Origin of the sequence: Enterobacter sp. SORGH_AS_0287 (genome assembly GCF_031453695.1) — a bacterium.
In the GTDB taxonomy this organism is placed as follows: Bacteria; Pseudomonadota; Gammaproteobacteria; order Enterobacterales; family Enterobacteriaceae; genus Enterobacter; species Enterobacter ludwigii.
In genome coordinates this window covers 3,519,733-3,546,709 of sequence record NZ_JAVIZW010000001.1, presented here as the reverse complement: position 1 = coordinate 3,546,709, position 26,977 = coordinate 3,519,733, and the positions used below count along the sequence as shown (strand labels likewise).

The following is a 26,977-nucleotide window of genomic DNA, read 5'->3' as shown; positions in this document are numbered from 1 at the left end:
CCAGGGTCTGCGTGCAGTCCGCGTTGAAACGGGCTGAGCCGATTACGCCCTGGCCCGAAGAAATCCAGATATGTCACTGACGCGCCTTTTAATTAAAGATTTCCGCAATATCGAAAACGCGGATCTCGCTTTATCCCCTGGCTTTAATTTCCTGGTTGGCGCGAACGGCAGCGGCAAAACCAGCGTGCTTGAGGCCATCTACACGCTCGGCCACGGACGGGCGTTTCGCAGTCTGCAAATTGGCCGCGTCATTCGCCACGAACAGGAAGCCTTTGTTCTGCACGGGCGTTTGCAGGGCGAGGAGCGTGAAACGGCCATCGGTCTGACCAAAGACAAGCAGGGCGACAGCAAGGTTCGTATCGACGGTACTGACGGCCACAAAGTGGCTGAGCTCGCGCTGCTGATGCCGATGCAGCTGATTACGCCGGAGGGGTTTACTTTACTCAATGGCGGCCCCAAATACAGAAGAGCCTTCCTTGACTGGGGATGCTTTCACAACGAAGCCGGTTTCTTTAACGCCTGGAGCAACCTGAAGCGCCTGCTTAAGCAGCGTAACGCTGCACTGCGCCAGATGACACGCTACGCCCAGCTGCGCCCGTGGGACAAGGAATTAATTCCCCTTGCGGAACAAATCAGCTGCTGGCGTGCCGAATACAGCGCGGGTATCGCCGACGATATGGCCGACACCTGCAAACAGTTTTTACCTGAATTCTCTCTCACCTTCTCCTTCCAGCGCGGCTGGGAGAAAGAGACAGATTATGCCGAAGTGTTAGAGAGAAATTTCGAGCGCGACCGCATGCTGACCTACACCGCACATGGCCCGCACAAGGCGGATTTCCGCATTCGTGCCGACGGTGCGCCGGTGGAAGACACGCTGTCGCGTGGGCAGCTCAAGCTTTTGATGTGCGCGCTGCGCCTGGCGCAGGGAGAGTTTTTGACCCGCGAGAGCGGGCGACGCTGCCTGTACCTGATAGATGATTTTGCCTCGGAACTTGACGACGCGCGGCGCGGGCTGCTTGCCAGCCGCTTAAAAGCCACGCAGTCACAGGTTTTCGTCAGTGCGATTAGCGCTGAACACGTTATAGACATGTCGGACGAAAATTCGAAGATGTTTACCGTGGAAAAGGGTAAAATAACGGATTAACCCAAGTTGAAATGAGCGAGAAACGTTGATGTCGAATTCTTATGACTCCTCCAGTATCAAAGTCCTGAAAGGACTGGATGCGGTGCGTAAGCGCCCGGGTATGTATATCGGCGACACGGATGACGGCACCGGTCTGCACCACATGGTATTCGAGGTGGTAGATAACGCTATCGACGAAGCGCTCGCGGGTCACTGTAAAGACATCGTGGTCACGATCCATGCGGACAACTCCGTCTCCGTCACCGATGACGGTCGTGGCATCCCAACCGGTATTCACCCGGAAGAGGGCGTATCGGCTGCGGAAGTTATCATGACCGTTCTGCACGCAGGCGGTAAGTTCGATGATAACTCCTATAAAGTTTCCGGCGGTCTGCACGGTGTAGGTGTGTCCGTGGTTAACGCCCTGTCGCAGAAACTGGAGCTGGTTATCCAGCGCGAAGGCAAAATTCACCGTCAGCTGTATACGCACGGCGTGCCGCAGGCACCGCTGGCTGTTACGGGTGACACCGACAAAACCGGTACCATGGTGCGTTTCTGGCCGAGCCTTGAAACGTTCACCAACGTTACCGAGTTCGAATATGAGATTCTGGCGAAACGCCTGCGTGAACTGTCGTTCCTGAACTCCGGCGTCTCGATTCGTCTGCGTGACAAACGCGACAACAGAGAAGACCACTTCCACTACGAAGGCGGTATCCGGGCGTTCGTTGAGTATCTGAACAAGAACAAAACGCCCATTCACCCGAATATCTTCTACTTCTCTACCGAAAAAGACGGTATTGGCGTGGAAGTGGCGCTGCAGTGGAACGATGGTTTCCAGGAAAATATCTACTGCTTCACCAACAACATTCCACAGCGTGACGGCGGTACTCACCTTGCGGGCTTCCGTGCGGCAATGACTCGTACCCTGAATGCCTACATGGACAAAGAAGGCTACAGCAAAAAAGCGAAAGTCAGCGCCACCGGTGACGATGCCCGTGAAGGCCTGATTGCGGTTGTCTCCGTGAAGGTGCCGGATCCGAAGTTCTCCTCTCAGACTAAAGACAAGCTGGTCTCTTCTGAGGTGAAATCGGCGGTTGAACAGCAGATGAACGAACTGCTGAGCGAATACCTGCTGGAAAACCCGTCAGACGCGAAAATCGTGGTTGGCAAAATTATCGATGCGGCACGTGCCCGTGAAGCGGCGCGTAAAGCTCGTGAAATGACCCGTCGTAAAGGCGCGCTGGATTTAGCTGGCCTGCCAGGCAAACTGGCTGACTGCCAGGAACGCGACCCGGCGCTGTCCGAACTGTACCTCGTGGAAGGGGACTCCGCGGGCGGATCTGCGAAGCAGGGCCGTAACCGTAAGAATCAGGCTATCCTGCCGCTGAAGGGTAAAATCCTCAACGTAGAGAAGGCCCGTTTCGACAAGATGCTCTCTTCTCAGGAAGTGGCAACGCTGATCACCGCGCTCGGTTGCGGCATCGGCCGTGACGAGTACAACCCGGACAAACTGCGCTACCACAGCATCATCATCATGACCGATGCGGACGTCGACGGCTCGCACATCCGTACGCTGCTGTTGACCTTCTTCTATCGTCAGATGCCAGAAATTGTTGAACGTGGCCACGTCTACATTGCACAGCCACCGCTGTACAAAGTGAAGAAAGGCAAACAGGAACAGTACATCAAAGACGACGAAGCGATGGATCAGTACCAAATCGCGATCGCGCTTGATGGTGCGACCCTGCATGCGAACTCTCACGCTCCTGCACTGGCCGGTGAGCCGCTGGAGCGTCTGGTGTCCGAGTTTAACGCGGCGCAGAAAATGATTGGTCGTATGGAGCGTCGTTATCCTAAATCGCTGCTGAAGGCGCTGATTTATCAGCCAACCCTGACGGAAGCCGATCTGAGCGATGAACAGGTTGTGACCCGCTGGGTGAACACCCTGGTAACCGAGCTGAACGAGAAAGAGCAGCACGGCAGCCAGTGGAAGTTTGATGTCCAGCAGAACGCTCAGCAGCAGTTCGAACCGATTGTGCGCGTGCGTACTCACGGCGTTGATACCGATTACCCCCTGGAGCACGAGTTTGTGACCGGTCCGGAATATCGCCGTATCTGTACGCTGGGTGAGAAGCTCCGTGGTCTTATCGAAGACGATGCGTTTATCGAACGTGGTGAACGTCGTCAGCCGGTAGCAAGCTTCGAGCAGGCGCTGGAATGGCTGGTGAAAGAGTCCCGTCGTGGTCTGTCTATTCAGCGTTATAAAGGTCTGGGTGAAATGAACCCGGATCAGCTGTGGGAAACCACCATGGATCCGGAAAGCCGTCGTATGCTGCGCGTGACCGTTAAAGACGCGATTGCAGCCGATCAGCTGTTCACAACCCTGATGGGCGATGCGGTTGAACCACGTCGTGCCTTTATCGAAGAGAACGCCCTGAAAGCGGCGAATATCGATATTTAAGAGTGGTTACACCGCAAGTCAGAGGCCGCGCGTTTAGCGCGGCTTTTTTGTGGGCGCAGAATTATCAGCATCCAGTTCCAGCGACAGGACTGACGGTAACCGGCTGACCAGCATGTCGACCGCAATCCTGACTCGCAGGGGCAGATGCGGCGTCTGCTGCCAGACCGCGTGAACGTCGAAACGCACATCCGGCGCCTGTTTTAAGAGTGGGATGAGCCCTCCATTCTGCAGCTCTTTGCGCACCATCCAGCAGGGTAACCATGCAATACCATGCCCGGCCAGCGCTGCGTCGCAGATAGCCTGCAGATCGTCCATATTGAGGGATGAGCGGGGAATTAGGGTGTGCTGCGTGCCTTCGTGGTCCGCCAGTTCCCACGGTAACACCCTGCCGGCACGCAGGTAGTTAATGGCCTTATGCTGGCGTAAATCGCCAACGGTTTCAGGCTGGCCGTTATTCCTCAGGTATTCCGGCGCGGCGCACAGCACCATTCGGTGTTCCCCCAGGCGTCTGGCGACCAGCATGGTGCTGTCCGGCAGTGCGCCGTTTCGCACCGCCATATCAAACCCTTCCTCGACGATATCCACTACGCGATCGCTGAATGACATTTCCAGCTCAAGGGCAGGATGCTCCTGCGTCAAGGCTATCAGCAGCGGGGCGATGCACTGGCGACCAAACAGCACCGGCATGGCAACACGCAGACGGCCACTCACCTGATGTTTCCCTGTTTCCAGCAGCGACTCCGCGCCACGGATTTCCTGGAGTGCTCGCAGGCAACGTTCATAAAAAAGGGCACCGTTATCGGTCAGGCTTTGGCTACGCGTTGTGCGCTGAAACAGGCGTACTCCCAGCCGCGCTTCAAGGCGAGCAACGCTTTTCCCTACCGCCGAGCGCGACAAATGCAAACGCACTGCGGCCTGAGCAAAACTGCCTGCCTCTACGGCGGCGACAAAAACGGGAATATCCTTCAGCGTATCGGTCATGGATTGTTGCTCTTCAGGAATCAATAGTGGGAAAAGGTATCGCCACTGGCGACCATGAGTCAACGTTAGACTGTCAGTACTGAAGTGCATTTGATAACAGGAGAAAAAGATGACAGAGATGATGCAACGCTGGTCAATGGACGCCCTTGGGCGTGAAAACCTCAGACTCACTCAGGCGCCTGTTCCCCAGCCGGGCCCGGGTGAAGTGCGCGTGCGGGTGAACGCTGTTGCGCTCAACTATCGCGATAAAATGGTCATTGAAGGCAACATGCCGATCGCGCTCACCTTCCCGTTTACTCCGGCATCTGACATGGCAGGCGTGGTGGACAGTACGGGTGAAGGCGTTACCCGCTTTAAACCCGGAGCTCGCGTCATCTCCACCTTCTCTCCGGAGTGGGTTGACGGTAAACCGAAAGGCGACGCCCGCAATTTGCCCTACCAGACGCTGGGCGGTTATTTTCAGGGGATGCTGTCTGAATACGTGATCATGCGTGAAAACTGGCTGGTGGCCGCCCCGGAAACGCTGGATGACGCAGAGGCCAGCACCTTACCCTGCGCGGGGCTTACCGCATGGTTTGCGCTGGTGGAGCGCGGACAGTTACGTGCCGGACAGTCGGTGCTGGTGCAAGGCACAGGCGGTGTCGCAATCTTCGCGTTGCAAATCGCCAAAGCACACGGTGCAGAAGTTTTTGTGACGTCGGGCAGTGATGAAAAACTGGCGCTGGCTAAAACGCTCGGTGCCGATCGGGGCATCAACCGGCTTAAAGGGAACTGGGCTGACGAGATTTACGCGCTGACGCAGGATCGCGGTATCGACCATATTATTGAAACCGTTGGCGGGGAGAACCTGAGACATTCCCTGCGGGCCGTTGCCGTTCACGGGCGCATATCCGTCATTGGCGTGTTGGCCGGGAGTGAAATCTCGCTGCCTGCCAGCGAACTCTTGCTGAAATCACCGGTGATTCAGGGGATTGGCGTCGGGCACCGCCGTGCGCTGGAAGATTTTGTCCGCGCAGTCGATGTCACGGGGCTGAAACCGGTGATTGAACACCGCTACCGTTTTAACCAGCTTGAAGAGGCGCTTGTACACCTCGACCGCGGTGCTTTTGGCAAAATAGTCCTCACCCGCGAGTAAGCCGTGATCCCCGGGACAGGCGTAAAAGGGGGCTTTTGTTGCGCAATGTAGCTCTATTTTTGTGGGCTTAATCGCGTTAGCATGAGGCAGCACTCATTTATCCCGGGGACCCTATGGCTATCAAACTTATTGCTATCGACATGGACGGCACGCTGTTGCTGCCAGACCACACTATTTCTCCAGCCGTTAAAAACGCGATTGCCGCTGCGCGCGCAAAAGGCGTGAATGTGGTACTGACCACCGGTCGTCCGTATGCGGGCGTGCACAGCTACCTGAAAGAGCTGCACATGAATCAGCCGGGCGATTACTGCATTACCTATAACGGTGCGCTGGTACAGAAGGCGGCGGATGGCAGCACGGTAGCGCAAACCGCGCTGAACTATGACGATTACCTGTTCCTGGAAAAACTGTCCCGCGAGGTCGGTTCCCATTTCCACGCGCTCGATCGCAATACGCTCTATACCGCTAACCGTGATATCAGCTATTACACCGTACATGAATCCTATGTCGCGACGATCCCACTGGTGTTCTGCGAAGCTGAGAAAATGGATCCGAGCACCCAGTTCCTGAAAGTGATGATGATTGATGAGCCTGACATCCTGGATAAAGCGATTGCGCGCATTCCGGCTGAGGTAAAAGAGAAATACACCGTGCTGAAAAGTGCGCCGTACTTCCTCGAAATCCTGGATAAACGTGTCAATAAAGGCACCGGTGTGAAATCGCTGGCAGATACGCTGGGCATCAAACCGGACGAGATCATGGCGCTGGGCGATCAGGAAAACGACATTGCGATGATTGAATATGCGGGCATGGGTGTGGCAATGGACAATGCGATCCCGTCGGTGAAAGACGTGGCCAATTTCGTGACCAAATCTAACCTCGAAGACGGCGTTGCCTACGCGATCGAGAAATTTGTTCTGCAGTAACAGCGTTTCACGCTCATCAGCCTCGGTTATCAACCGGGGCTTTTTTTTGCGCTGAATTTATCGAATTGTTCTTTTTGTGATCTTGATTGTAGTACAACATTAATTGATTGTACTACATTACAGCCACGGTAATGACGAAAGGTGTCACGTTTGTACTGCAAAAGTGAGGCGAAATTCAGCGGTCGAGGTAAAGTAGTCCTGAACATACAGAGCATAAGGACTCTCCATGACTCTCAATAAAACCGATCGCATCGTCATCACGCTGGGCACCCAGATCGTGGGTGGAAAGTACGTTCCCGGTTCACCGCTGCCTGCTGAGGCAGAGCTGTGTGAGGAGTTTGAAACCTCGCGCAACATCATTCGGGAAGTGTTTCGCTCGCTCATGGCAAAGCGGCTGATTGAAATGAAACGCTACCGCGGCGCCTTTGTCGCCCCGCGTAATCAGTGGAACTACCTCGACACCGATGTCCTGCAGTGGGTGCTGGAAAACGACTACGACCCAAGGCTGATTGGCGCGATGAGTGAGGTACGAAACCTGGTAGAGCCGGCCATCGCCCGTTGGGCTGCGGAACGTGCAACGTCAGGAGACCTGGCTCAGATTGAGTCCGCCCTGAACGACATGATTGCCAATAACCAGAACCGGGATGCGTTCAACGAAGCGGACATCCGCTATCACGAAGCGGTGCTGCAGTCGGTTCATAACCCGGTATTACAGCAGCTTAGCGTTGCCATCAGCTCGCTACAGCGCGCGGTATTTGAACGAACCTGGATGGGCGATGAGGCCAACATGCCAAAAACGCTCCAGGAACATAAAGCGCTGTTCGATGCTATCCGGCATCAGGACGGCGACGCGGCAGAGCAGGCGGCACTTACGATGATCGCCAGCTCGACACGAAGGTTGAAGGAAATCACATGACATCTCGCTACATCGCTATTGACTGGGGATCGACCAATCTGCGCGCCTGGCTGTATCAGGGCGAGCAGTGCCTGGAAAGCAGGCAATCAGAAGCAGGCGTGACGCGCCTGAACGGTAAATCCCCCGAGGCGGTGTTAGCAGAGGTGACACACAACTGGCGCGAGGGCGCCACGCCGGTGGTCATGGCGGGCATGGTGGGCAGTAACGTGGGCTGGAAGGTTGCGCCTTATCTGCCCGTCCCTGCCGCGTTCGCTGCCATTGGCGAGCAGTTAACGTCCGTTGGTGACAATATCTGGATTATTCCAGGATTATGCGTTTCCCGGAACGATAACCACAATGTGATGCGCGGCGAAGAGACCCAGCTCCTTGGCGCGCGCACGCTCTCTCCTTCTTCTGTCTACGTCATGCCCGGCACGCACTGTAAATGGGTGCAGGCCGACGCTGAGCACATCCACGATTTTCGCACCGTGATGACCGGTGAGCTGCACCACTTGCTGCTGACGCACTCGCTGGTGGGCGCGGGGTTGCCGGAGCAGGACGCTTCGCCCGAGGCCTTTGCCGCCGGGCTGGAGCGGGGTATCGCCAGCCCTGCCGTTTTGCCGCAACTTTTTGAAGTTCGCGCTTCGCATGTACTGGGCACGCTTCCCCGTACGCAGGTCAGCGAATTTTTATCGGGCCTGTTGATTGGCGCGGAAGTCGCCAGCCTGAGCGAGCAGTTCGCCGGGCAACAGACCATCACCCTCGTCGCGGGTTCATCGCTGACCTCTCGCTACCGCCAGGCGTTCAATGCCATCGGGCGGGACGTGGCTGCGGTAGAAGGCGACACGGCATTTCAGGCAGGAATAAGGAGCATCGCTCATGCAGTGGCAAACTAATCTTCCCCTCATCGCTATCCTGCGCGGCGTCACGCCCGACGAGGTATTAGCGCACGTAGGTGCGGCGATCGACGCCGGTTTTGACGCCGTGGAAATACCGCTTAATTCCCCACAGTGGGAAAAGAGCATCCCGGCGGTCGTGGACGCGTTTGGTGATAAGGCGTTGATTGGCGCTGGCACCGTTCTGCAACCGGAGCAGGTGGACCAGCTTGCGCTGATGGGCTGCAGGCTGATTGTGACGCCGAATATTCACCCTGAGGTGATCCGTCGCGCAGTGGGCTACGGCATGACCGTCTGCCCGGGATGCGCAACGGCAACAGAAGCGTTCGCGGCTCTCGATGCGGGCGCGCAGTCGCTCAAAATTTTCCCGTCATCGGCTTTTGGTCCGGCCTATATCAGCGCGCTGAAAGCGGTATTGCCCGCCAGCGTACCGGTCTTTGCCGTGGGGGGCGTGACGCCAGAAAACCTGGCGCAGTGGATCAACGCAGGTTGTGTCGGAGCGGGTCTGGGCAGCGATCTCTATCGCGCCGGGCAATCCGTCGAACGTACCGCACAGCAGGCGGCCGCATTTGTGAAAGCGTATCGAGAGGCAGTGAAATGAAAATAACCAAACTCACCACGTACCGTTTACCGCCGCGTTGGCTGTTCCTGAAAATCGAAACCGATGAAGGCGTGGTCGGCTGGGGCGAACCGGTCATTGAAGGGCGTGCGCGTACCGTGGAAGCGGCGGTGCATGAGCTGGGCGAGTACCTGACAGGACAAGATCCTGCCCGCATCAACGACCTGTGGCAGGTGATGTACCGCGCGGGTTTCTACCGGGGCGGACCGGTTCTGATGAGCGCCATCGCCGGTATCGACCAGGCGTTATGGGATATCAAAGGCAAAGTGCTGAATGCCCCGGTCTGGCAGCTGATGGGCGGCCTGGTGCGCGACAAAATCAAAGCCTACAGCTGGGTGGGCGGCGACCGTCCCGCGGAAGTGATCGACGGTATCAGGCAGTTGCGCAATATTGGTTTTGACACCTTTAAACTGAACGGCTGCGAAGAGATGGGCGTCATCGACAACGCACGGGCGGTAGACCGCGCGGTAAATACCGTGGCGCAGATCCGTGAAGCGTTCGGCAACGAGATTGAGTTTGGCCTGGACTTCCACGGTCGCGTCAGCGCGCCGATGGCCAAAGTGCTGATTAAAGAGCTGGAGCCGTACCGTCCGCTGTTTATCGAAGAGCCGGTGTTGGCCGAGCAGGCGGAGTACTACCCGAAACTGGCCGCACAGACGCATATCCCGATTGCCGCCGGTGAGCGCATGTTCTCGCGCTTCGAGTTCAAACGCGTGCTGGAAGCTGGCGGCCTGGCGATATTGCAGCCGGATCTGTCGCATGCCGGCGGCATCACGGAATGCTACAAAATCGCCGGGATGGCGGAAGCCTACGACGTGGCGCTGGCACCGCATTGTCCGCTGGGGCCGATCGCACTGGCAGCCTGTCTGCACGTCGACTTTGTCTCGCGCAACGCGGTGTTCCAGGAACAGAGCATGGGCATTCACTATAACAAGGGCGCGGAACTGCTCGACTTTGTGAAAAACAAAGATGATTTCAGCATGGAAGGCGGTTTCTTTAAACCGTTAACGAAGCCGGGCCTTGGCGTGGATATCGACGAAGCCAAAGTCATTGAGCTGAGTAAAAACGCGCCGGACTGGCGCAACCCGTTATGGCGTCATGAAGATGGCTCTGTCGCTGAGTGGTAATTCAGCCAAAGCACATCGCCACTAAAAAGTAATTTCAACAATAACAAACACACCCTCTGTAAATTACAGGGCATGGTGAGCGGCTTCGCTATGCCCAAAATCTGGAGACAGATTGCGATGGATATTCCTGTTACTGCTGCAAAAACCGGGCGTCGGCGCTACCTGACGCTGGTCATGATCTTTATTACTGTGGTCATCTGTTACGTTGACCGCGCCAACCTTGCCGTGGCTTCAGCCCATATTCAGGAGGAGTTTGGGATCAGCAAAGCGGAAATGGGCTACGTCTTTTCGGCGTTTGCCTGGCTGTATACGCTGTGCCAGATCCCCGGCGGCTGGTTCCTTGACCGCGTCGGCTCGCGCCTGACCTATTTCATTGCCATCTTCGGCTGGTCGGTGGCGACCCTGTTCCAGGGCTTTGCCACCGGGCTGATGTCGCTGATTGGCCTGCGTGCGATCACCGGGATTTTCGAAGCCCCGGCGTTTCCGACCAATAACCGCATGGTGACCAGCTGGTTCCCGGAGCATGAACGCGCCTCGGCCGTTGGGTTCTACACCTCCGGGCAGTTTGTCGGCCTGGCATTCCTGACGCCGCTGCTGATCTGGATCCAGGAACTGCTGAGCTGGCACTGGGTCTTTATTGTGACCGGGGGGATCGGCATTATCTGGTCGTTGATCTGGTTCAAGGTCTATCAACCGCCGCGTCTCACCAAAAGTATCAGCAAAGCTGAACTGGACTATATCCGCGACGGTGGCGGCCTGGTGGATGGCGATGCGCCGGTGAAAAAAGAGGCGCGTCAGCCGCTGACCAAAGCCGACTGGAAGCTGGTTTTCCATCGCAAGCTGGTGGGGGTTTATCTGGGGCAGTTCGCGGTGACCTCCACGCTGTGGTTCTTCCTGACCTGGTTCCCGAACTATCTGACCCAGGAAAAAGGCATCACCGCGCTGAAGGCGGGCTTTATGACCACCGTACCGTTCCTGGCGGCCTTCTTTGGTGTGCTGCTTTCCGGCTGGCTGGCGGACAGGCTGGTGAAAAAAGGGTTCTCGCTGGGTGTCGCGCGTAAAACGCCTATTATCTGCGGGCTGCTGATCTCCACCTGCATCATGGGTGCAAACTACACCAACGATCCGGTCTGGATTATGACGCTGATGGCGATTGCGTTCTTCGGTAACGGTTTTGCCTCCATAACCTGGTCGCTGGTCTCCTCGCTGGCCCCGATGCGCCTGATTGGTCTGACCGGGGGCGTGTTCAACTTTGTCGGTGGACTGGGGGGGATCACGGTTCCGCTGGTCATCGGTTATCTGGCTCAGGACTATGGCTTTGGCCCGGCACTGATCTATATCTCCGCAGTGGCCTTGCTCGGTGCGCTCTCCTACATCCTGCTGGTGGGTGACGTCAAACGTGTAGGCTAATTCCCCGCAATGTTTTACCCTGATGCGATAACTGCGCATCAGGGTAACGCCATGAAACAAATCACCTTCGCCTCCCGTCATCACCAGCTTACCAATATCAATACCTGGACGCCGGACAGCCAGTGGCTGGCCTACGATGTGCGTCCGTCCGGCGCATCGTTTACCGGTGAAACTATTGAGCGGGTCAATGTTATTACGGGTGACGTCGAGGTGATCTATCGCACCAGTCACGGCGCGCATGTTGGCGTGGTGACCGTTCATCCGCAGCAGGACAAATATGTCTTTATCCACGGCCCGGAAAACCCGGATGCAGACTGGCACTACGATTTTCATCATCGTCAGGGCGTGGTTGTACACAACGGTCAGGTGAGTAACCTGGATGCCATGGATATCACGCCGCCTTATACCGCAGGCGCGCTGCGTGGCGGCAGCCACGTGCACGTTTTTAGCCCTGACGGACAGTTCGTGAGCTTTACCTACAACGACCATGTATTGCATGAGCGTGACCCGAAGCTCGATTTACGTAATGTCGGCGTCGCAGTACCTTTTGGCCCGGTGATGCCGCAGGGGACGCATCCACGTGAATATTCCGGCACCTTCTGGAGCGTGCTGGTGAGCCGCACGACGCCCGCGCCTCAGCCCGGCAGCGATGAGATCAACCGAGCCTATGAAGAGGGCTGGGTGGGCAATGACAGGCTGGCGTTTATCGGCGATACCGTGTCTGCGACAGGCGAGAAAGTGCCAGAACTGTTTATTGTGGATCTGCCCAACGACGAGCAGGGATGGAAACGCGCGGGCGATGCGCCGCTGCAGGGGACTCCTGAGACGCTGCCTGCGCCCCCGGCGGGTGTCATGCAGCGCCGGCTGACCTTTACCCACCAGCGGGCATTCCCGGGGCTGGTAAACGTGCCGCGTCACTGGGTACGCTGTAACCCGCAGGGGACGCAGATTGCGTTTCTGATGCGTGATGATAAGGGCATTGTGCAGCTGTGGCTTATCGCTCCAGAAGGCGGCGAACCACGCCAGTTGACGCATAACGAAAGTGACATTCAGTCGGCATTTACCTGGCACCCAGCCGGTCAACGTCTTGGATTTGTGCTGGAAGAGCGGATTGCCTGCTGTGATGCGCAAACCGGAGAGGTGACGTTTTTGACGTCCGATCACGGCAATCCACCGTCTGGTGATGCGGTCGTGTTTTCCCCGGACGGGCGTTTTATTGCATGGATGGAAGAGACAGAAGGTTTCCGTCAGCTTTGGCTAACGGAAACCGGGCAGCGTTAACGCGTTGGCGTTAAGCGGGTGGAATGACGGAATTGGTGGCCAGATTTTGCTGCTCGCTTTTCTCTACCCGCGAGCGCACGGAGCTGTCCTTACGGAACATATCCCACGGCAGCAAAAGCGTATCGGCCACAGCCGTAAACGGCATATCCAGGATGACCAGGGATTTTGTGCCCCAGTTGGTATCGTCATCGGAGATCATCTCAGCGCTGGCACGCGTCCCCGGATATGTTCCTTCTTTACCGCCGGTGTGAGACATCACGCTCGAACACCCGCAAAGTAAAACAACCCCGCTGAACGTCGTCAGCTTTATCAGAACATTTTTCATCATCACTCAGTCATCGTTAATGGCACTGCATAAACCTGCAACTCAGGGTTATAGCGAGCCTCGTTCAAAATGGATAGCCCGATAACCCCGCACTGTGGCAGCCATCGCAATTTAACCCTTTGTGCTGTTGTCCCAGTCTAAGCGAGATGCACGAAAGTGCAAAAAAAAGTGCGTCCGCTGCGCTTGAAAAGACCGGTTCCAGACCCATTTTAAGAATGTAACCCGATAACGAACACGCCTGAGGGGTGTTCAGGGGCACACTGGCCTGTCCATGGTGGAAGGCTACAATTTCTCGCTGATTTCAGGAGCTTTTATTTATGCGTAACTTCGATCTTTCCCCGCTATACCGTTCTGCAATTGGTTTTGACCGCCTGTTTAACCATTTAGAAAATAACCAAAGCCAGAGCAACGGCTACCCTCCATACAATGTTGAACTGGTGGATGAAAACCACTACCGCATCGCCATTGCCGTCGCCGGTTTTGCAGAGAACGAACTGGAGATCACCGCGCAGGACAACCTGCTGGTGGTGAAAGGTTCACATACGGCTGAGCAGAAAGAACGTACCTACCTTTATCAGGGTATCGCCGAGCGCAACTTTGAACGCAAGTTCCAGTTAGCCGAGAACATTCACGTGAAAGGCGCGAACCTGGTCAACGGCCTGCTGTTTATCGAACTGGAACGTGTGATTCCGGAAGAGAAAAAACCGCGCCGTATCGAGATCAACTGATTATGCGGGTCGCGCGAGCGGCCCACCCAGAATTGCTTGCCGTAATGGGAGCATATGTGAATCCATGAGGATTTGCAGGAACAACTGCGCACAAAAATAAACTGTGCCGAACTCGCTTCTCAGAAGGAGATTTAGTATGCGTAACTACGATTTATCCCCCCTGCTGCGTCAGTGGATTGGTTTTGACAAACTGGCTAATGCCCTGCAAAGCACCACCGAGCAACAGACGTTTCCGCCGTACAACATCGAAAAAAGCGATGACAACCACTATCGCATTACCCTTGCGCTGGCCGGGTTCCGCCAGGACGATCTGGATATTCAGCTCGAAGGCACGCGCCTGACCGTGAAAGGTACGCCGGAAAAACAAGAAACCGAGACCAAATGGCTGCACCAGGGCCTGGTTAATCAGCCGTTTAGCCTGAGCTTTACTCTGGCTGACCATATGGAAGTGTCCGGCGCGACATTTACCAACGGGCTGCTGCATATCGACCTGACCCGCAACGTGCCGGAAGCCATTGCACCGCAGCGTATCGCCATTAGCGAGCGTCCTGCGCTGAACAGTTAACCCTCTGCGGGTTGTTGCCTCTCCCACAGGGAGAGGATGAAAAGATAACGCCCTGCCCCGGCAGGGCTTTTTTGTGCGCCATCGCCCATACAACCGCGTGCGGCTCTGAGAGAATCCGTAGCATAACTAAGGTTATGCACAGGAAGTGGATCATGAGTGATATCGCGTTAACCGTTAGCGTGTTGGCCCTGGTCGCAGTGGTGGGTCTGTGGATTGGCAATGTTAAAATCCGCGGCGTCGGATTTGGGATAGGCGGGGTGCTGTTCGGCGGGATTTTTGTTGGCCATTTTGCCGACCAGCTTGGGCTGGTGCTCAGCGCCGAAATGCTCCATTTCATCCAGGAATTCGGTCTGATCCTCTTCGTCTACACCATTGGTATTCAGGTGGGGCCTGGCTTTTTCGCTTCCCTTCGGGTCTCCGGATTACGGCTGAACCTGTTTGCCTTCGGCATTGTGGTGATGGGAGGGCTGGTCACCGCCATTCTGCATAAGCTCTTCGATATTCCGCTGCCGGTGGTGCTGGGTATTTTCTCCGGGGCGGTCACCAATACGCCTGCACTGGGTGCAGGGCAGCAAATTTTGCGCGATCTTGGCATCTCTCCCGGTATTGTCGACCAGATGGGGATGAGCTACGCCATGGCCTATCCGTTTGGGATTTGCGGCATTCTGCTCTCCATGTGGCTGGTGCGGGTACTCTTTCGCATTAACGTCGAAAACGAGGCAAAAGACCACGAAACCACGCTCACCAACGGTCATATGCCGATCAAAACTATCAACATTCGCGTCGATAACCCCAACCTCAACAATATGGCGATTCAGGATGTGCCGATCCTGAACAGCGCCAATATTATCTGCTCACGCCTTAAACGTGACGATATGCTGATGGTACCTGCGCCCGGGACCATTATTCAGCAGGGTGACCTGCTGCACCTGGTCGGACAGCCCGGGGATTTAAACAACGCGCGGCTGGTGATTGGTCAGGAGGTGGAGACCTCGCTTTCCACGCGCGGCACCGATATGCGTGTAGAGCGCGTCGTGGTGACCAACGAGCACGTGCTTGGCAAGAAAATACGCGATTTGCAGGTTAAAGAGCGCTATGACGTCGTGATCTCCCGTCTTAACCGTGCTGGGGTGGAACTGGTCGCCAGCCCGGAAGCCAGCCTGCAGTTCGGGGATATCCTGAACCTGGTTGGGCGCCCGTCATCCATTGATGCGGTAGCGGACATGGTGGGTAACGCCCAGCAAAAACTGCAGCAGGTGCAGATGTTGCCGGTCTTTATCGGTATCGGGCTGGGGGTGCTGCTTGGCTCCATTCCGCTGTATGTCCCGGGTTTTCCGGTCGCGCTCAAGCTGGGCCTGGCGGGGGGACCGCTGATTATGGCGCTGATCCTCGGGCGTATCGGCTGTATCGGTAAGCTCTACTGGTTTATGCCGCCGAGCGCCAACCTGGCGCTGCGCGAGCTGGGGATTGTGCTGTTTCTGGCGGTGGTCGGCCTGAAATCCGGGGGCGATTTTATCGATACCCTGGTGAAGGGCGAGGGGATGAGCTGGGTCGGTTACGGGATATTTATCACGGCGATTCCGCTCCTGACGATGGGGATCCTGGCGCGGATGTTCGCCAAAATGAACTATCTGACGCTTTGCGGCATGCTCGCCGGATCAATGACTGACCCACCCGCACTGGCCTTTGCCAACAACCTGCACGCCACCAGCGGCGCGGCGGCGCTGTCATACGCCACGGTCTACCCGCTGGTGATGTTCCTGCGCATTATTACCCCGCAGCTACTGGCGGTGCTGTTCTGGGGGATGAGTTAGCAGATCGTCCGGGTGGATGCGCCGCAGATGGTAGTCCACCTGGTAATCACGGGTATTACGGAACATCACGGAATAATTGAGAAATTCGCCGCTGTCGCTGTAGGAAAGAGACGTTATCCGCAGCAGCGGCGTCTGTTCCGGCAGGTTCAGGTAACCGGCGAGCTGTTTATCTGCCAGCACCGGCGTCAGGCTCTCGTAGTTGCCGCTGATGGTTATTCCGCACTCCTTCTCGATGTAATCAAACTTCGACCCTTCCAGATGTGCCAGTGAAAGCGTGCGGAACAGCTTCACGGGCATAAAGCTGTCCTCCAGCATCAGGGGCTTTCCGTCGACATAACGCACCCGGCGCGAGAAGTAGATACGCTCATCCACCTGAATGCGGAGCTGGCTGGCGATAGCGGGCGGGGCGGGCATCACTTCGAACTGTAGCACCTTGCTCTGCACCTCTTTTCCCTGCTGGCGCAGCACCTCCACCAGCCCGGTCAGATTGGTGGTTTCGTGGTGGACATCTTTACGCGCCACGAATGTCCCGCTACCGTGTCGGCGTTCAACCAGCCCCCAGTTCACCAGCAGATCCAGCGCCTTCCGAATGGTCATCCGCGCCACGCCAAACTCCTGCGCCAGCGCTTTCTCACCCGGCAGCGGACTCCCGATATTGTAGTCCGACGAATTCAGCCGCAGCCGCAACCTGTCAGCGATAGATTTGTAGATCATCAGTAGACCTCTCTGCCCGTATTAACGCGTGGCTTGCGTCCTGACATGTCCATATTAACAACGAAAAGTAGACCTGACTGGTCAAAATAAAACCATGAATGCGATCACGAATCGCAGCGGCACGTCATGTTCGCCCATGGGTAAATTCTTATGCTCACTTCAGGCCCAGCAAAAAATCATAAAGGCCTCTACCCCCTACAGGTTGTTACGTGAGGATTTAAAAATGCTCAGTCAAATACAACGTTTTGGCGGCGCCATGTTTACCCCGGTGTTGTTATTTCCCTTTGCCGGGATCGTGGTCGGGATCGCCATCATGCTTCGCAACCCGCTGTTTGTGGGCGAGGCCTTAACCGCCCCCGATAATCTGTTCGCGCAAATTGTTCACATCATTGAAGAGGGCGGCTGGGCGGTGTTTCGCAATATGCCGCTGATTTTTGCCGTGGGTTTACCGATTGGTCTGGCGAAGCAGGCGCAGGGCCGCGCCTGTCTGGCGGTGCTGATCAGTTTTCTGACCTGGAACTACTTTATCAATGCGATGGGGATGACATGGGGTCATTTCTTTGGCGTCGACTTCGCCGCTGAGCCCACTGCCGGCAGCGGACTGGCCATGATTGCCGGTATCAAAACGCTCGATACCAGCATCATTGGGGCGATTGTGATTTCGGGGATTGTCACCGCTATCCACAACCGCTATTTCGACAAGCAGTTGCCTGTTTTTCTGGGGATTTTTCAGGGCACCTCGTTTGTCGTTATCCTCGCGTTCTTTGTGATGATCCCCTGCGCCTGGCTGACGCTGATGGGCTGGCCGAAAGTGCAGCTCGGCATTGAGTCCCTGCAGGCCTTTTTACGCTCTGCCGGTGCGCTGGGGGTGTGGGTTTATACCTTCCTGGAACGCATTCTGATCCCTACCGGATTACACCACTTTGTCTACGGTCCGTTTATCTTTGGCCCGGCAGCGGTCGAGGGCGGCATCCAGGTTTATTGGGCGCAGCATCTTCAGGAATTTAGCCAAAGCACCCTGCCGCTGAAAACCCTGTTCCCGGAAGGCGGTTTTGCGCTTCATGGCAACGCCAAAGTGTTTGGCTCTGTCGGGATTGCGCTGGCGCTCTGGTACACCGCGTCACCGGAAAACCGCGTCAAAGTGGCAGGCCTGCTGATCCCGGCCACGCTGACCGCAGTGCTGGTGGGCATTACCGAGCCGCTGGAATTCACCTTCCTGTTCATTTCGCCGCTGCTGTTTGCCGTCCACGCCGTTCTGGCCGCCACGATGGCGACGGTGATGTACATCTTCGGCGTCGTGGGCAACATGGGCGGCGGACTGCTGGACCAGTTTCTGCCGCAAAACTGGATCCCCATGTTCCACAACCACGCCTCGACGGTATTCACCCAGATGGGTATCGGTCTTTGCTTCACCGGCCTCTATTTCGTGGTCTTCAAAACGCTGATTGAACGGCTGAACCTTAAAACCCCGGGCCGTGAAGAGAGCGAAGTCAAACTTTACAGCAAGGCGGATTATAAAGCGGCGCGCGGGCAAACCACCGCACCGGCTGCCGCCAGCCAGCAGGTTGGGCAAGCCGCCGGATTCCTGCAGGCGCTGGGCGGCGCGGCCAATATCGAAAGCATTAATAACTGCGCCACCCGCTTACGTATCGCGCTGGTCGACATGGCGCAAACCCAAAGCGACGACGTCTTTAAGGCCCTGGGCGCACACGGTGTGGTGCGACGCGGCAACGGCATTCAGGTGATTGTTGGACTGCACGTCCCTCAGGTGCGAGACCAGCTTGAATCGCTGATGAAAACCCCTTCAACAAACGAACAAACTACCCTGACAGAGGCTATATCATGAAAAAATTCTCAGTTGTCATTGCAGGCGGCGGCAGTACCTTCACGCCGGGTATCGTCCTGATGCTGTTAGCCAACCGTGACCGTTTTCCGCTGCGCGCGCTGAAATTCTATGACAACGACGGCGCACGTCAGGAGACCATCGCCGAGGCGTGCAAGATCATCCTTAAAGAGCAAGCTCCGGAGATTGAGTTTAGCTACACCACCGATCCTGCAGCGGCCTTTACCGACGTCGATTTTGTGATGGCACATATCCGCGTGGGGAAATACCCGATGCGTGAAAAAGACGAGAAAATCCCCCTGCGTCACGGTGTGCTGGGTCAGGAGACCTGCGGACCCGGCGGGATCGCCTACGGCATGCGCTCTATTGGCGGCGTGCTGGAGCTGGTCGATTATATGGAGCAATACTCCCCGAATGCGTGGATGCTGAACTACTCGAACCCGGCGGCCATCGTGGCTGAAGCGACCCGTCGCCTGCGACCCAACGCCAAAATCCTCAACATCTGCGATATGCCCATCGGCATTGAAGGGCGTATGGCGCAGATAGTCGGTCTTAAAGACCGTAAAGAGATGCGCGTGCGTTACTACGGGCTGAACCACTTCGGATGGTGGACATCCATTGAAGATGCAAACGGCAATGATTTAATGCCGAAACTGCGCGAATATGTCGCAAAAAACGGCTATGTACCGCCCTCTGACAATGCCCATACCGAAGCCAGCTGGAACGACACGTTCGCGAAGGCAAAAGATGTGCAGGCGCTGGATCCGGACACCATGCCAAACACCTATCTGAAATATTACTTGTTCCCGGACTACGTGGTCGCGCACTCCAATCCGGAACGCACGCGCGCTAACGAGGTGATGGATCACCGTGAGAAGCATGTGTTCAGCGCCTGCCGGGCGATTATCGAAGCCGGTGTATCGTCCGCCGGGGAGCTGGAAATCGACGAACATGCGTCGTACATCGTCGATCTGGCGACTGCGATTGCCTTCAACACTCAGGAGCGCATGCTGCTGATTGTGCCCAACAACGGTGCCATTCATAACTTTGATGCCGACGCGATGGTAGAAATTCCGTGCCTGGTCGGTCATAACGGGCCGGAGCCGTTAACGGTGGGCGATATTCCACACTTCCAGAAAGGGTTGATGAGCCAACAGGTAGCGGTGGAAAAACTGGTAGTGGATGCCTGGGAGCAGCGCTCGTACCAGAAATTGTGGCAGGCGATTACGCTGTCGAAAACGGTGCCGAGCGCCTCCGTTGCGAAAGCGATTCTGGATGATCTGATCGAGGCCAACAAAGCGTACTGGCCAGCGCTGCATTAATCGTCCTGACCGGCATCGCCCGATGCCGGTCTCCTTGTCCTTGTCGATTTACGCTATGCTGGAACCTGCCTGTAGCAGACAAGGAATCTTCATGAAAATTTCCCGCCTCGGTGAAGCCCCTGACTACCGCTTCTCGCTGGCTAATGAGCGTACGTTCCTCGCATGGATCCGAACCGCGTTGGGCTTTCTCGCCGCGGGTGTGGGGCTTGACCAGCTCGCGCCTGATTTTGCCACGCCGCTGATCCGCGAAGTGCTGGCGTTGCTGCTGTGCCTGTTTGCCGGCGTGCTGGCCATTTACGGCTACCTGCGCTGGCTGCGTAACGAAAAGGCGATGCGGCTCAAGCAGGATCTTCCCTATACGCGTGGGTTACTCATCATCAGCATGATTTTGCTGGCGGTAGCGGGCGTGGTGATGGTGCTGGTGTTGTATGGTGGATAACCGCAAAGCGCGACGCGAAGCCGACCCCGGCCTGCAGCCGGAGCGGACGTCGCTGGCCTGGCTGCGTACGTTACTGGGGTATGGCGCGCTGATTGCCCTCGCCATCAAGCACAACTGGCATCGCACAGGCGTGCCATTCTGGATCTCACTGGTCGTGCTGGCGCTTGTGGCGATCGTTTTGTGGCGCTATACCCGCAGTCGCAACGTAATGGATGTGACGCAGGACGATTTTGTACAGCCGAAGGCGGTGCGCGATAAGTTCCTGATCGCCCTCGCGGTGCTGTCGTTGTCACTGCTGTTTGCGGTCACCCATCTGCAGTTTATTTTTTCCCTTTAGCCAGGTACTTCGCCATCTCGTCTTCCGGCACCATTCCGCCGCCGGTTGCCCAGACCAGATGGGTCGCGTTCGCGGAAGCGACAGGAACACGCAGCGGCCCGGCCATGCCCGCCAGCGCCGACGGCTCAAGGCGAATGCCTTCTTCCTGCGCCAGCCAGCCGAGCATGTCGTACATGCTTTGATCGGAAAGGGTATAGAACCCGTCAAGCAGCCGCTCCATCGCCCGGCCCACAAAGCCAGACGCGCGTCCAACCGCCAGCCCGTCGGCGGCCGTCACGTTGTCGATACCCAGATCCTGCACGGCGATGGCATCATGTAGCCCGGTGTAGACGCCCAGCAGCATGCACGGGGAGTGCGTCGGCTCGGCGAAGAAACAGTGTACGTTGTCGCCAAAGGCCAGCTTCAGGCCAAACGCCACGCCGCCAGGACCGCCACCGACGCCACAAGGCAAATAGACGTACAGCGGATGTTCCGCATCCACCACGCGGCCCTGCGCGGCAAATTGCGCTTTTAGCCGCTCGCCTGCCACCGCATAGCCGAGGAACAGCGTGCGGGAGTTCTCATCGTCGATAAAGAAACAGTTCGGATCGCTCTCCGCGGCCTTACGTCCTTGCTCCACCGCCACGCCGTAATCCTGCTCATATTCCACGACGATCACACCGTGGCTACGCAGTTTGGCTTTTTTCCACTCACGGGCATCGGCAGACATGTGCACCGTAACCTGAAAGCCGATGCGCGCGCTCATGATGCCAATGGACATCCCGAGGTTGCCGGTGGATCCCACCGCGATACTGTACTGGCTGAAGAACGCTTTAAAACGCGGTTCCAGCAGGATGCTGTAATCGTCTTCGACGCTCAGCAACCCTGCTTCCAGCGCCAGTTTTTCGGCGTGAGTCAGCACTTCATAGATGCCCCCGCGCGCTTTGATGGAGCCAGAGATAGGCAGATGACTGTCTTTTTTCAGCAGCAGCGTGCCGGGAATGGCTATCCCCGATTCGTTTTCCAGCCTTTTCTGCATCGCCGGAATAGCCACCAGTTCGGACTCGATAATCCCCTGCGTGGCCGCCGTTTCGGGGAACGCTTTTGCCAGATACGGCGCAAAGCGGTTAAGGCGTGCATGCGCGTCGTCCACATCGGCTTTGCTCAGCCCGACATACGGCAACCCTTCAGCAAGCGAGGTGGTGCGCGGGTTTAGCCAGGTGGTCTCTTTCAGGGCAATCAGATCCTCAATCAGAGGGAACTGTGCGGTTAAGGTGCTGATAGTTGCGTTTTCCATAGTACGTCTCTTCGCGCTCAGATAATGAAAGAAAGCAGGAATGTGCTGCCAAGTGCAAGTACCGAGGCGATAAACGTCGCCGTCGTATAGTACTTCAGGGTCTCGTTCAGGCTGGCACCGCAGTACTGCTTCACCAGCCAGAAGAGGGAATCGGTCACGATCGTGCAGCCAATGGCACCGGAACCGATAGCAATGGTGATGATCTCCGGACTGACGTTAGGATAGAGCGGCAGCATGGGTGCGACGATGGCAGTTGCGCCCATCATCGCCACCGTGGCCGACCCCACCGCCGCGTGCAGAACCAGCGCCACCAGCCAGGCGAGCAGGATCGGGTGCATATTCAGGTTCGACAGAATGTGCGCCAGGGTATCGGCCAGGCCGCTGGTTTTGAGGATGGCGTTAAACGCGCCGCCCGCGCCGATAATCAACAGAATGTTGGCGATGGCGCCAAAGCCATGCTCGGTATGGGTCAGCATCGTACCCATCCCCATATGCTGGCGCAGCCCCAGCAGGTAATAGGCGACGAACACGGCGATGAACATGGCGGTGATCGGGTTACCGATAAATTCCAGCAGCGTATACAGCGTGCCTTCTCTTGCCATATTCAGCTCGGCGAGGGTCTTCACCAGCATCAGGCCAATGGGCAGCAGCACGGTAAACAGCGTGGCTCCCAGCGAGGGCAGCGTATGTTCTTCACGAACGTTGAGGTCAGAAAATTCAGCCGGGACGGCTTTGAAGGGCAGGCGATCGCCCAGCAATTTCAGGAACAGCGGGCCGCCAACCAGCGAGGCCAGCAGGCCAACCATCAGACCGTAGACGATAACCGTCCCCACGTCCGCCCCCAGCTTATTCGTGACAAACAGGGCCGCCGGGTGCGGCGGAACCACGCAGTGCACCGCCATCAGCGCGGTACAGAGGGGAATGGCCAGCTTCAGCAGCGAGGTATGGGTCTTTTTGGCGATGGAGAAGGCCAGCGGGATCAGCAGGACGACGCCGACTTCAACAAACAGCGTAATGCCGCAGATAAGCCCCACCAGTACCATGATGACATCGGCTGACAGCCAGCGGCAACGCTGAAGCGCTATCCCAATGCGTTCTGCCGCACCGGACACCTCCATCATCTTGCCGAGGATGGTGCCAAGCCCAATCACCGCCGCCAGGAAGCCGAGCGTGCCGCCAATACCGCTTTCAATGGCATTTACCATGTCCAGCGGGCGCATTCCCATCATGGCACCGACAAAAAAGCTCGCCAGCAGCAGCGCCAGGAACGGGTGAAACTTCAGTTTTACGATAGTTAATACGATTAACGCGATGCTGATGAGCAGCGTCGCCACAACCCAGACCTGAGCACCCATATCTCACCTCACCCTTATGTTATTTACGGGTATTGGACGAAAAATCAGCGGGTGCTGACAAACGATATAAATTGCCTTTCAGGTGAGCCAGATTGGATCAAACGCGTGACTGGACTCAAAAAAGCGCACTTAATGCGTGTTTGGTTCACATAAATTCAACTTTGAGCGGTATCCTGAGCAGCAAAAGTCTGTGTGAGAAGTGCGATGAATGACGCAAATGAAGGCCGAAACCGGCTGTTAAACGGCTGGCAGCTGTCAAAAATGTATACGTTTGAAGTGGCCGCCCGCCACGAGTCCTTCGCGCTGGCGGCGGAGGAGCTGTCGCTCAGCCCCAGTGCGGTGAGCCACCGTATCAACCTGCTGGAAGAGGAGTTAGGGATAGCGCTGTTTGTCCGCTCCCACCGTAAAGTGGAGCTGACGCAGGAGGGGAAACGCGTCTACTGGACGCTGAAATCGTCGCTGGATACGTTGAACCAGGAGATCCTGGATATCAAGAACCAGGCGCTGTCCGGCACGTTGACGGTTTACTCTCGCCCGTCGATTGCCCAGTGCTGGCTGGTGCCTATGCTCGGAGATTTCACCCGGCGTTATCCCGCGATCTCGCTGACCATCCTGACCGGCAATGAAAACGTCAATATGCAGCGAACCGGTATCGATCTGGCGCTCTATTTCGACGATACGCCGCCAGCCAATTTGACGCATCACTTCCTGATGGACGAGGCGATTTTACCCGTCTGCTCGCCGGCGTATGCCCGGGAACATGACCTGCTGAAACACCCCGCCGCCCACCTCAGCCACTGTACGCTCCTGCACGATCGCCAGGCCTGGAGCAACGATTCCGGTACCGACGAATGGCTCAGCTGGGCGGCACATTTTGCAGTGAACATGCCATCATCATCGGGCATTGGCTTCGATCGTTCTGATTTAGCGATTGTCGCGGCAATGAACCATGTCGGGGTCGCGATGGGGCGAAAACGGCTGGTACAAAAGCGGCTCGAACGCGGTGAGTTGATTGCACCGTTTGGGGAGAAAACGCTTAAATGCCATCAGCATTACTACATGTCGACCCTGCCAGGACGACAGTGGCCGAAAATAGATGCCTTTATTAGCTGGCTGAGAGAACTGGCTGGCTGAAGAATTATTACGCTTTGGCGCTACACCAAATGTGAAAAAGCGTGCTAAATACAGGTAATGCTTTTGATTTCTCGCAAGGTACACCGTGTTAAAGCCTTTGATTGCCACTGCGTTACTGTTCTCTTCCGGCTGGGTGATTGCCGCTGAGCCACCCCGCTGACGGCTGCGCTTTATGCGCAAAAGCTGGGCGTGGGGATGGACGTGGACTGGGCGCGCACCGAGCGCGGCATTCGGGAGTTCGATCCGCTGGTGGTTCGCGATTTTCGTGCGAAGGGTATCAGCCATGTGCGTATCCGCGTGGCCGATGAACCGACGGAAGCGCGGCTGATTCATCTGCGTAAGCTGGTGGAAGCCTGCGAGCAATACGGGGTGATCCCGATTATCGCTTATCAGGCCGATGAATATAAAAACGACCCGAAAGCCGAGACGGAAAAAGAGGTGATTAACTGGTGGATTGCCGTGGCGCACTACTTCGGCCAAAGCTATCCCCTGCTGGGTTTTGACCTGATTTATGAACCGGCGGACAAGCTCAACCATAACGCCGCGTCGCTTAACCGGGTTTACGAGAAAACCGTCAAAGACATTCATGCAATTGATGCTAATCGCATGATCTTCATCGCGCCACGTCTGCGGGCTGCGCCAGAGGATCTCTCCAGCCTGAAACTCCCGGCGCACAGCCAAAATTATCTGCTGGCGGAGTGGCACATTTTCCCGTGGGGTCCGCTAAAGAGTAACGGTAAATATCCGTGGACGTCCGGGACGGTGGCGGAGAAAGCGGCTATCCATAATCGTATTGCGACCGCGCTGCACTGGCAGCAAAAAACCGGTCACGTCAGCTGGGTGGGCGGCTGGGGCGTGGGTGAATCAAATCACTTCACCCCAACCGCATCGCAAATGGCGTTTGCCTCGTTTATGGCCTGCGAACTGCAAAAGGCCAACATTCCCTACGCTATCAACGCGGATATTCAGTTTTACGACGGGGAAGAGGGCGCCTGGCGTCCAGCGCCAGAGCCGCTGCTGCAGGCCATGATCGCGCCTGTTTGTGAAAAGCCCGGCGAGAAGCCGGGCCATCATGCGGTTAAACCGGCTGCTCGTGATGGGGAACACGCGACGCCAGCGGCAGCCAGCACAGTAAAATCAGCAGCCCCATCAGCGTCATCAGCAACCCCAGACTAGCCTGGCCAGTTTGCGGCATCATCGCCGAGAGCCAGGCCAGCGCGCCGGAACCGATGTTCTGCAGTCCCCCCACCAGTGCGCCCGCCGTGCCTGCAAGGAACGGGAACGGCTCCATTGCGCCGCTGGTGGCGAGCGGGAACAGCATCCCCGCGCCGAAGAAGAACAGCGCCGCCGGGATCAGCAGCGTCCAGACGGTCATCACGCCAAACAGTCCCGGGATCCACATCATCAGACCTGCCAGCAGGCAGCTGATCACCGACTGCCACATCAGCGTTGAGAAACGCTTGTTCTGACGGCCGGCAAACCAGGCACCAAAGAACGCGGCCGGGATGGGCAGAATAAACAGGATACTGACCACCATGCTGCTCAGGCCAAGCCCGGCACCCAGCAGCACGCCGGAGCAGGCTTCAAACACGGCAATACCCGCCAGGCCACCAACCAGCATCAGCAGATAACAGGTAAACGCGCCGTTGCCGAACAGCGTTTTATAGCTGGTGATAAGGCGGGTGCGTGGCGCGTCCGTTGGCCGGGTTTCCGGCATCCACCGCGCCATGCTGAAGGTCACAATTACGCACAGCACCAGCAGGAAAGCGTAGCAGGCACGCCAGGACCACATCGTATCGAGCAGGCCACCAATCAGCGGCGCCAGCAGAGGGCTCACCAGAATCCCCATATTTAACAAACTGTTGGCATGGCGGAGCTGGGTGCCCTGATAGAGATCGCGTGGCAGGGTTCGCGCCATCACCCCTCCGACGCCGGTGCCGACACCCTGCAGGGCGCTGGCGGCAATCAATATGGTCAGGTTATGGGTGGTAATGGCAATCACCGTCGCCACCATGAAAATGGACATACCAACCAGAATCACCGGGCGACGCCCGACGCGGTCAGACAGCGGTCCATAGAACAGCTGCGAAACGCCATAGGTCAGCAGATAAGCTGCCATTACGCTCTGTACTGCGCCCTCGCGGACGTTAAGTTCCTTTGCCATATCGGCGATCGCTGGAATGTAGATGGTTTGCGCCATCTGACCGACGGCCACCAGTAACACCAGCATCAACAATAAGTTAACGTTCCTGTGTTTTTTCATGTCGCTGA

At 56.8% G+C, this 26,977-nt stretch carries 24 protein-coding genes, 1 pseudogene and 1 other annotated feature; of the genes and pseudogenes, 19 read left to right on the top strand and 6 right to left on the bottom strand.

Annotation, left to right across the window (positions count from 1 at the left end):
• Positions 1-70 precede the first annotated feature (70 nt).
• Together recF and gyrB are read left to right on the top strand one after the other, a co-directional pair.
• Positions 71-1,144 carry a DNA replication/repair protein RecF gene (recF, locus tag QE396_RS16820; protein WP_020882754.1) on the top strand — a complete coding sequence of 358 codons (1,074 nt, stop codon included), beginning with the start codon at positions 71-73 and terminating at the stop codon, positions 1,142-1,144.
• Between the two features lie 28 nt (positions 1,145-1,172).
• Positions 1,173-3,584: a DNA topoisomerase (ATP-hydrolyzing) subunit B gene (gene gyrB / locus QE396_RS16815; protein WP_020882753.1), complete on the top strand. Its 2,412-nt coding sequence runs from the start codon at positions 1,173-1,175 to the stop codon at positions 3,582-3,584.
• A 33-nt stretch (positions 3,585-3,617) separates the two neighbouring features.
• Here the strand turns inward: gyrB and QE396_RS16810 are convergent, their stop codons facing one another.
• Positions 3,618-4,565 (bottom strand): LysR family transcriptional regulator, encoded by a 948-nt coding sequence (locus tag QE396_RS16810; RefSeq protein WP_020882752.1) that lies wholly within the window; start codon positions 4,563-4,565, stop codon positions 3,618-3,620.
• A 109-nt stretch (positions 4,566-4,674) separates the two neighbouring features.
• On the opposite strand from QE396_RS16810, the gene QE396_RS16805 reads away from it, so the two are divergent.
• From QE396_RS16805 to QE396_RS16770, 8 genes are all read left to right on the top strand, one after another.
• On the top strand, positions 4,675-5,700 hold the full coding sequence (locus QE396_RS16805; protein ID WP_014167960.1) for an NAD(P)-dependent alcohol dehydrogenase: 1,026 nt from the start codon (positions 4,675-4,677) through the stop codon (positions 5,698-5,700).
• 113 nt (positions 5,701-5,813) lie between these two features.
• Complete coding sequence (gene yidA, locus QE396_RS16800) at positions 5,814-6,626, top strand: sugar-phosphatase (RefSeq protein ID WP_032679289.1); 813 nt, start codon at positions 5,814-5,816, stop codon at positions 6,624-6,626.
• Between the two features lie 226 nt (positions 6,627-6,852).
• On the top strand, positions 6,853-7,542 hold the full coding sequence (gene dgoR, locus QE396_RS16795; RefSeq protein WP_006177594.1) for a D-galactonate utilization transcriptional regulator DgoR: 690 nt from the start codon (positions 6,853-6,855) through the stop codon (positions 7,540-7,542).
• Positions 7,539-8,417: a 2-dehydro-3-deoxygalactonokinase gene (locus QE396_RS16790; RefSeq protein ID WP_014167962.1), complete on the top strand. Its 879-nt coding sequence runs from the start codon at positions 7,539-7,541 to the stop codon at positions 8,415-8,417. Before dgoR ends, QE396_RS16790 begins: the two co-directional genes overlap by 4 nt.
• A complete protein-coding gene (locus QE396_RS16785) occupies positions 8,401-9,018 on the top strand; it encodes a 2-dehydro-3-deoxy-6-phosphogalactonate aldolase (RefSeq protein ID WP_309951812.1) in 618 nt (205 codons plus the stop codon). Before QE396_RS16790 ends, QE396_RS16785 begins: the two co-directional genes overlap by 17 nt.
• Positions 9,015-10,163 (top strand): galactonate dehydratase, encoded by a 1,149-nt coding sequence (gene dgoD, locus QE396_RS16780; RefSeq protein ID WP_014167964.1) that lies wholly within the window; start codon positions 9,015-9,017, stop codon positions 10,161-10,163. Before QE396_RS16785 ends, dgoD begins: the two co-directional genes overlap by 4 nt.
• A 72-nt stretch (positions 10,164-10,235) precedes the next feature.
• Positions 10,236-11,573: an MFS transporter gene (locus QE396_RS16775; RefSeq protein WP_080271857.1), complete on the top strand. Its 1,338-nt coding sequence runs from the start codon at positions 10,236-10,238 to the stop codon at positions 11,571-11,573.
• A 51-nt stretch (positions 11,574-11,624) separates the two neighbouring features.
• Entirely contained in the window at positions 11,625-12,854 is a 1,230-nt protein-coding gene (locus tag QE396_RS16770; RefSeq protein WP_309951808.1) for a DUF3748 domain-containing protein, read from the top strand.
• Positions 12,855-12,864: 10 nt separating this feature from the next.
• Here the strand turns inward: QE396_RS16770 and QE396_RS16765 are convergent, their stop codons facing one another.
• On the bottom strand, positions 12,865-13,182 hold the full coding sequence (locus QE396_RS16765; RefSeq protein ID WP_025202651.1) for a YceK/YidQ family lipoprotein: 318 nt from the start codon (positions 13,180-13,182) through the stop codon (positions 12,865-12,867).
• Positions 13,183-13,430: 248 nt separating this feature from the next.
• Positions 13,431-13,503 (top strand) — a sequence feature (ROSE (Repression Of Heat Shock gene Expression) occurs in the 5'-region of heat shock genes and acts as an RNA thermometer to modulate expression.).
• On the opposite strand from QE396_RS16765, the gene ibpA reads away from it, so the two are divergent.
• The 3 genes from ibpA to QE396_RS16750 all read left to right on the top strand — a co-directional run bounded on the left by ibpA (position 13,497) and on the right by QE396_RS16750 (position 16,286).
• The gene (ibpA, locus tag QE396_RS16760) at positions 13,497-13,907 is read left to right on the top strand and encodes a small heat shock chaperone IbpA (RefSeq protein WP_008500162.1); all 411 of its coding nucleotides are present in this window, start codon (positions 13,497-13,499) and stop codon (positions 13,905-13,907) included. It overlaps the preceding feature by 7 nt.
• Before the next feature lie 136 nt (positions 13,908-14,043).
• Complete coding sequence (gene ibpB, locus QE396_RS16755; RefSeq protein WP_025202652.1) at positions 14,044-14,472, top strand: small heat shock chaperone IbpB; 429 nt, start codon at positions 14,044-14,046, stop codon at positions 14,470-14,472.
• A gap of 152 nt (positions 14,473-14,624) precedes the next feature.
• Complete coding sequence (locus QE396_RS16750) at positions 14,625-16,286, top strand: putative transporter (protein ID WP_020882744.1); 1,662 nt, start codon at positions 14,625-14,627, stop codon at positions 16,284-16,286.
• Here QE396_RS16750 and QE396_RS16745 read toward each other — a convergent pair.
• A complete protein-coding gene (locus tag QE396_RS16745) occupies positions 16,254-17,000 on the bottom strand; it encodes a GntR family transcriptional regulator (protein ID WP_014167973.1) in 747 nt (248 codons plus the stop codon). The genes QE396_RS16750 and QE396_RS16745 overlap by 33 nt on opposite strands.
• Positions 17,001-17,223: 223 nt before the next feature.
• Here QE396_RS16745 and QE396_RS16740 point away from each other — a divergent pair, with 223 nt between their 5' ends.
• From QE396_RS16740 to QE396_RS16725, 4 genes are all read left to right on the top strand, one after another.
• Positions 17,224-18,846 (top strand): alpha-glucoside-specific PTS transporter subunit IIBC, encoded by a 1,623-nt coding sequence (locus QE396_RS16740; RefSeq protein WP_020882743.1) that lies wholly within the window; start codon positions 17,224-17,226, stop codon positions 18,844-18,846.
• Positions 18,843-20,165, top strand: coding sequence for a 6-phospho-alpha-glucosidase (locus QE396_RS16735; protein ID WP_020882742.1), 1,323 nt, complete (start codon positions 18,843-18,845; stop codon positions 20,163-20,165). The genes QE396_RS16740 and QE396_RS16735 overlap by 4 nt, the downstream gene beginning before the upstream one ends.
• 91 nt (positions 20,166-20,256) lie before the next feature.
• Positions 20,257-20,604: a YidH family protein gene (locus tag QE396_RS16730; protein ID WP_020882741.1), complete on the top strand. Its 348-nt coding sequence runs from the start codon at positions 20,257-20,259 to the stop codon at positions 20,602-20,604.
• Positions 20,594-20,941 (top strand): DUF202 domain-containing protein, encoded by a 348-nt coding sequence (locus tag QE396_RS16725; RefSeq protein WP_014167977.1) that lies wholly within the window; start codon positions 20,594-20,596, stop codon positions 20,939-20,941. The genes QE396_RS16730 and QE396_RS16725 overlap by 11 nt, the downstream gene beginning before the upstream one ends.
• On the opposite strand, the gene dsdA is transcribed toward QE396_RS16725, so the two are convergent.
• On the bottom strand, positions 20,925-22,217 hold the full coding sequence (gene dsdA, locus QE396_RS16720; protein ID WP_020882740.1) for a D-serine ammonia-lyase: 1,293 nt from the start codon (positions 22,215-22,217) through the stop codon (positions 20,925-20,927). The genes QE396_RS16725 and dsdA overlap by 17 nt on opposite strands.
• A 17-nt stretch (positions 22,218-22,234) precedes the next feature.
• Positions 22,235-23,572: a D-serine transporter DsdX gene (dsdX, locus tag QE396_RS16715; RefSeq protein WP_014167979.1), complete on the bottom strand. Its 1,338-nt coding sequence runs from the start codon at positions 23,570-23,572 to the stop codon at positions 22,235-22,237.
• Between the two features lie 204 nt (positions 23,573-23,776).
• Here dsdX and dsdC point away from each other — a divergent pair, with 204 nt between their 5' ends.
• A complete protein-coding gene (dsdC, locus tag QE396_RS16710; protein WP_309951801.1) occupies positions 23,777-24,706 on the top strand; it encodes a DNA-binding transcriptional regulator DsdC in 930 nt (309 codons plus the stop codon).
• An 85-nt stretch (positions 24,707-24,791) separates the two neighbouring features.
• Positions 24,792-25,882, top strand: a pseudogene (locus tag QE396_RS16705) (cellulase family glycosylhydrolase).
• On the opposite strand, the gene emrD reads toward QE396_RS16705, so the two are convergent.
• A complete protein-coding gene (gene emrD, locus QE396_RS16700) occupies positions 25,785-26,969 on the bottom strand; it encodes a multidrug efflux MFS transporter EmrD (RefSeq protein WP_020882737.1) in 1,185 nt (394 codons plus the stop codon). The pseudogene QE396_RS16705 and the gene emrD sit on opposite strands and share 98 nt — an antisense overlap.
• Positions 26,970-26,977 lie beyond the last annotated feature (8 nt).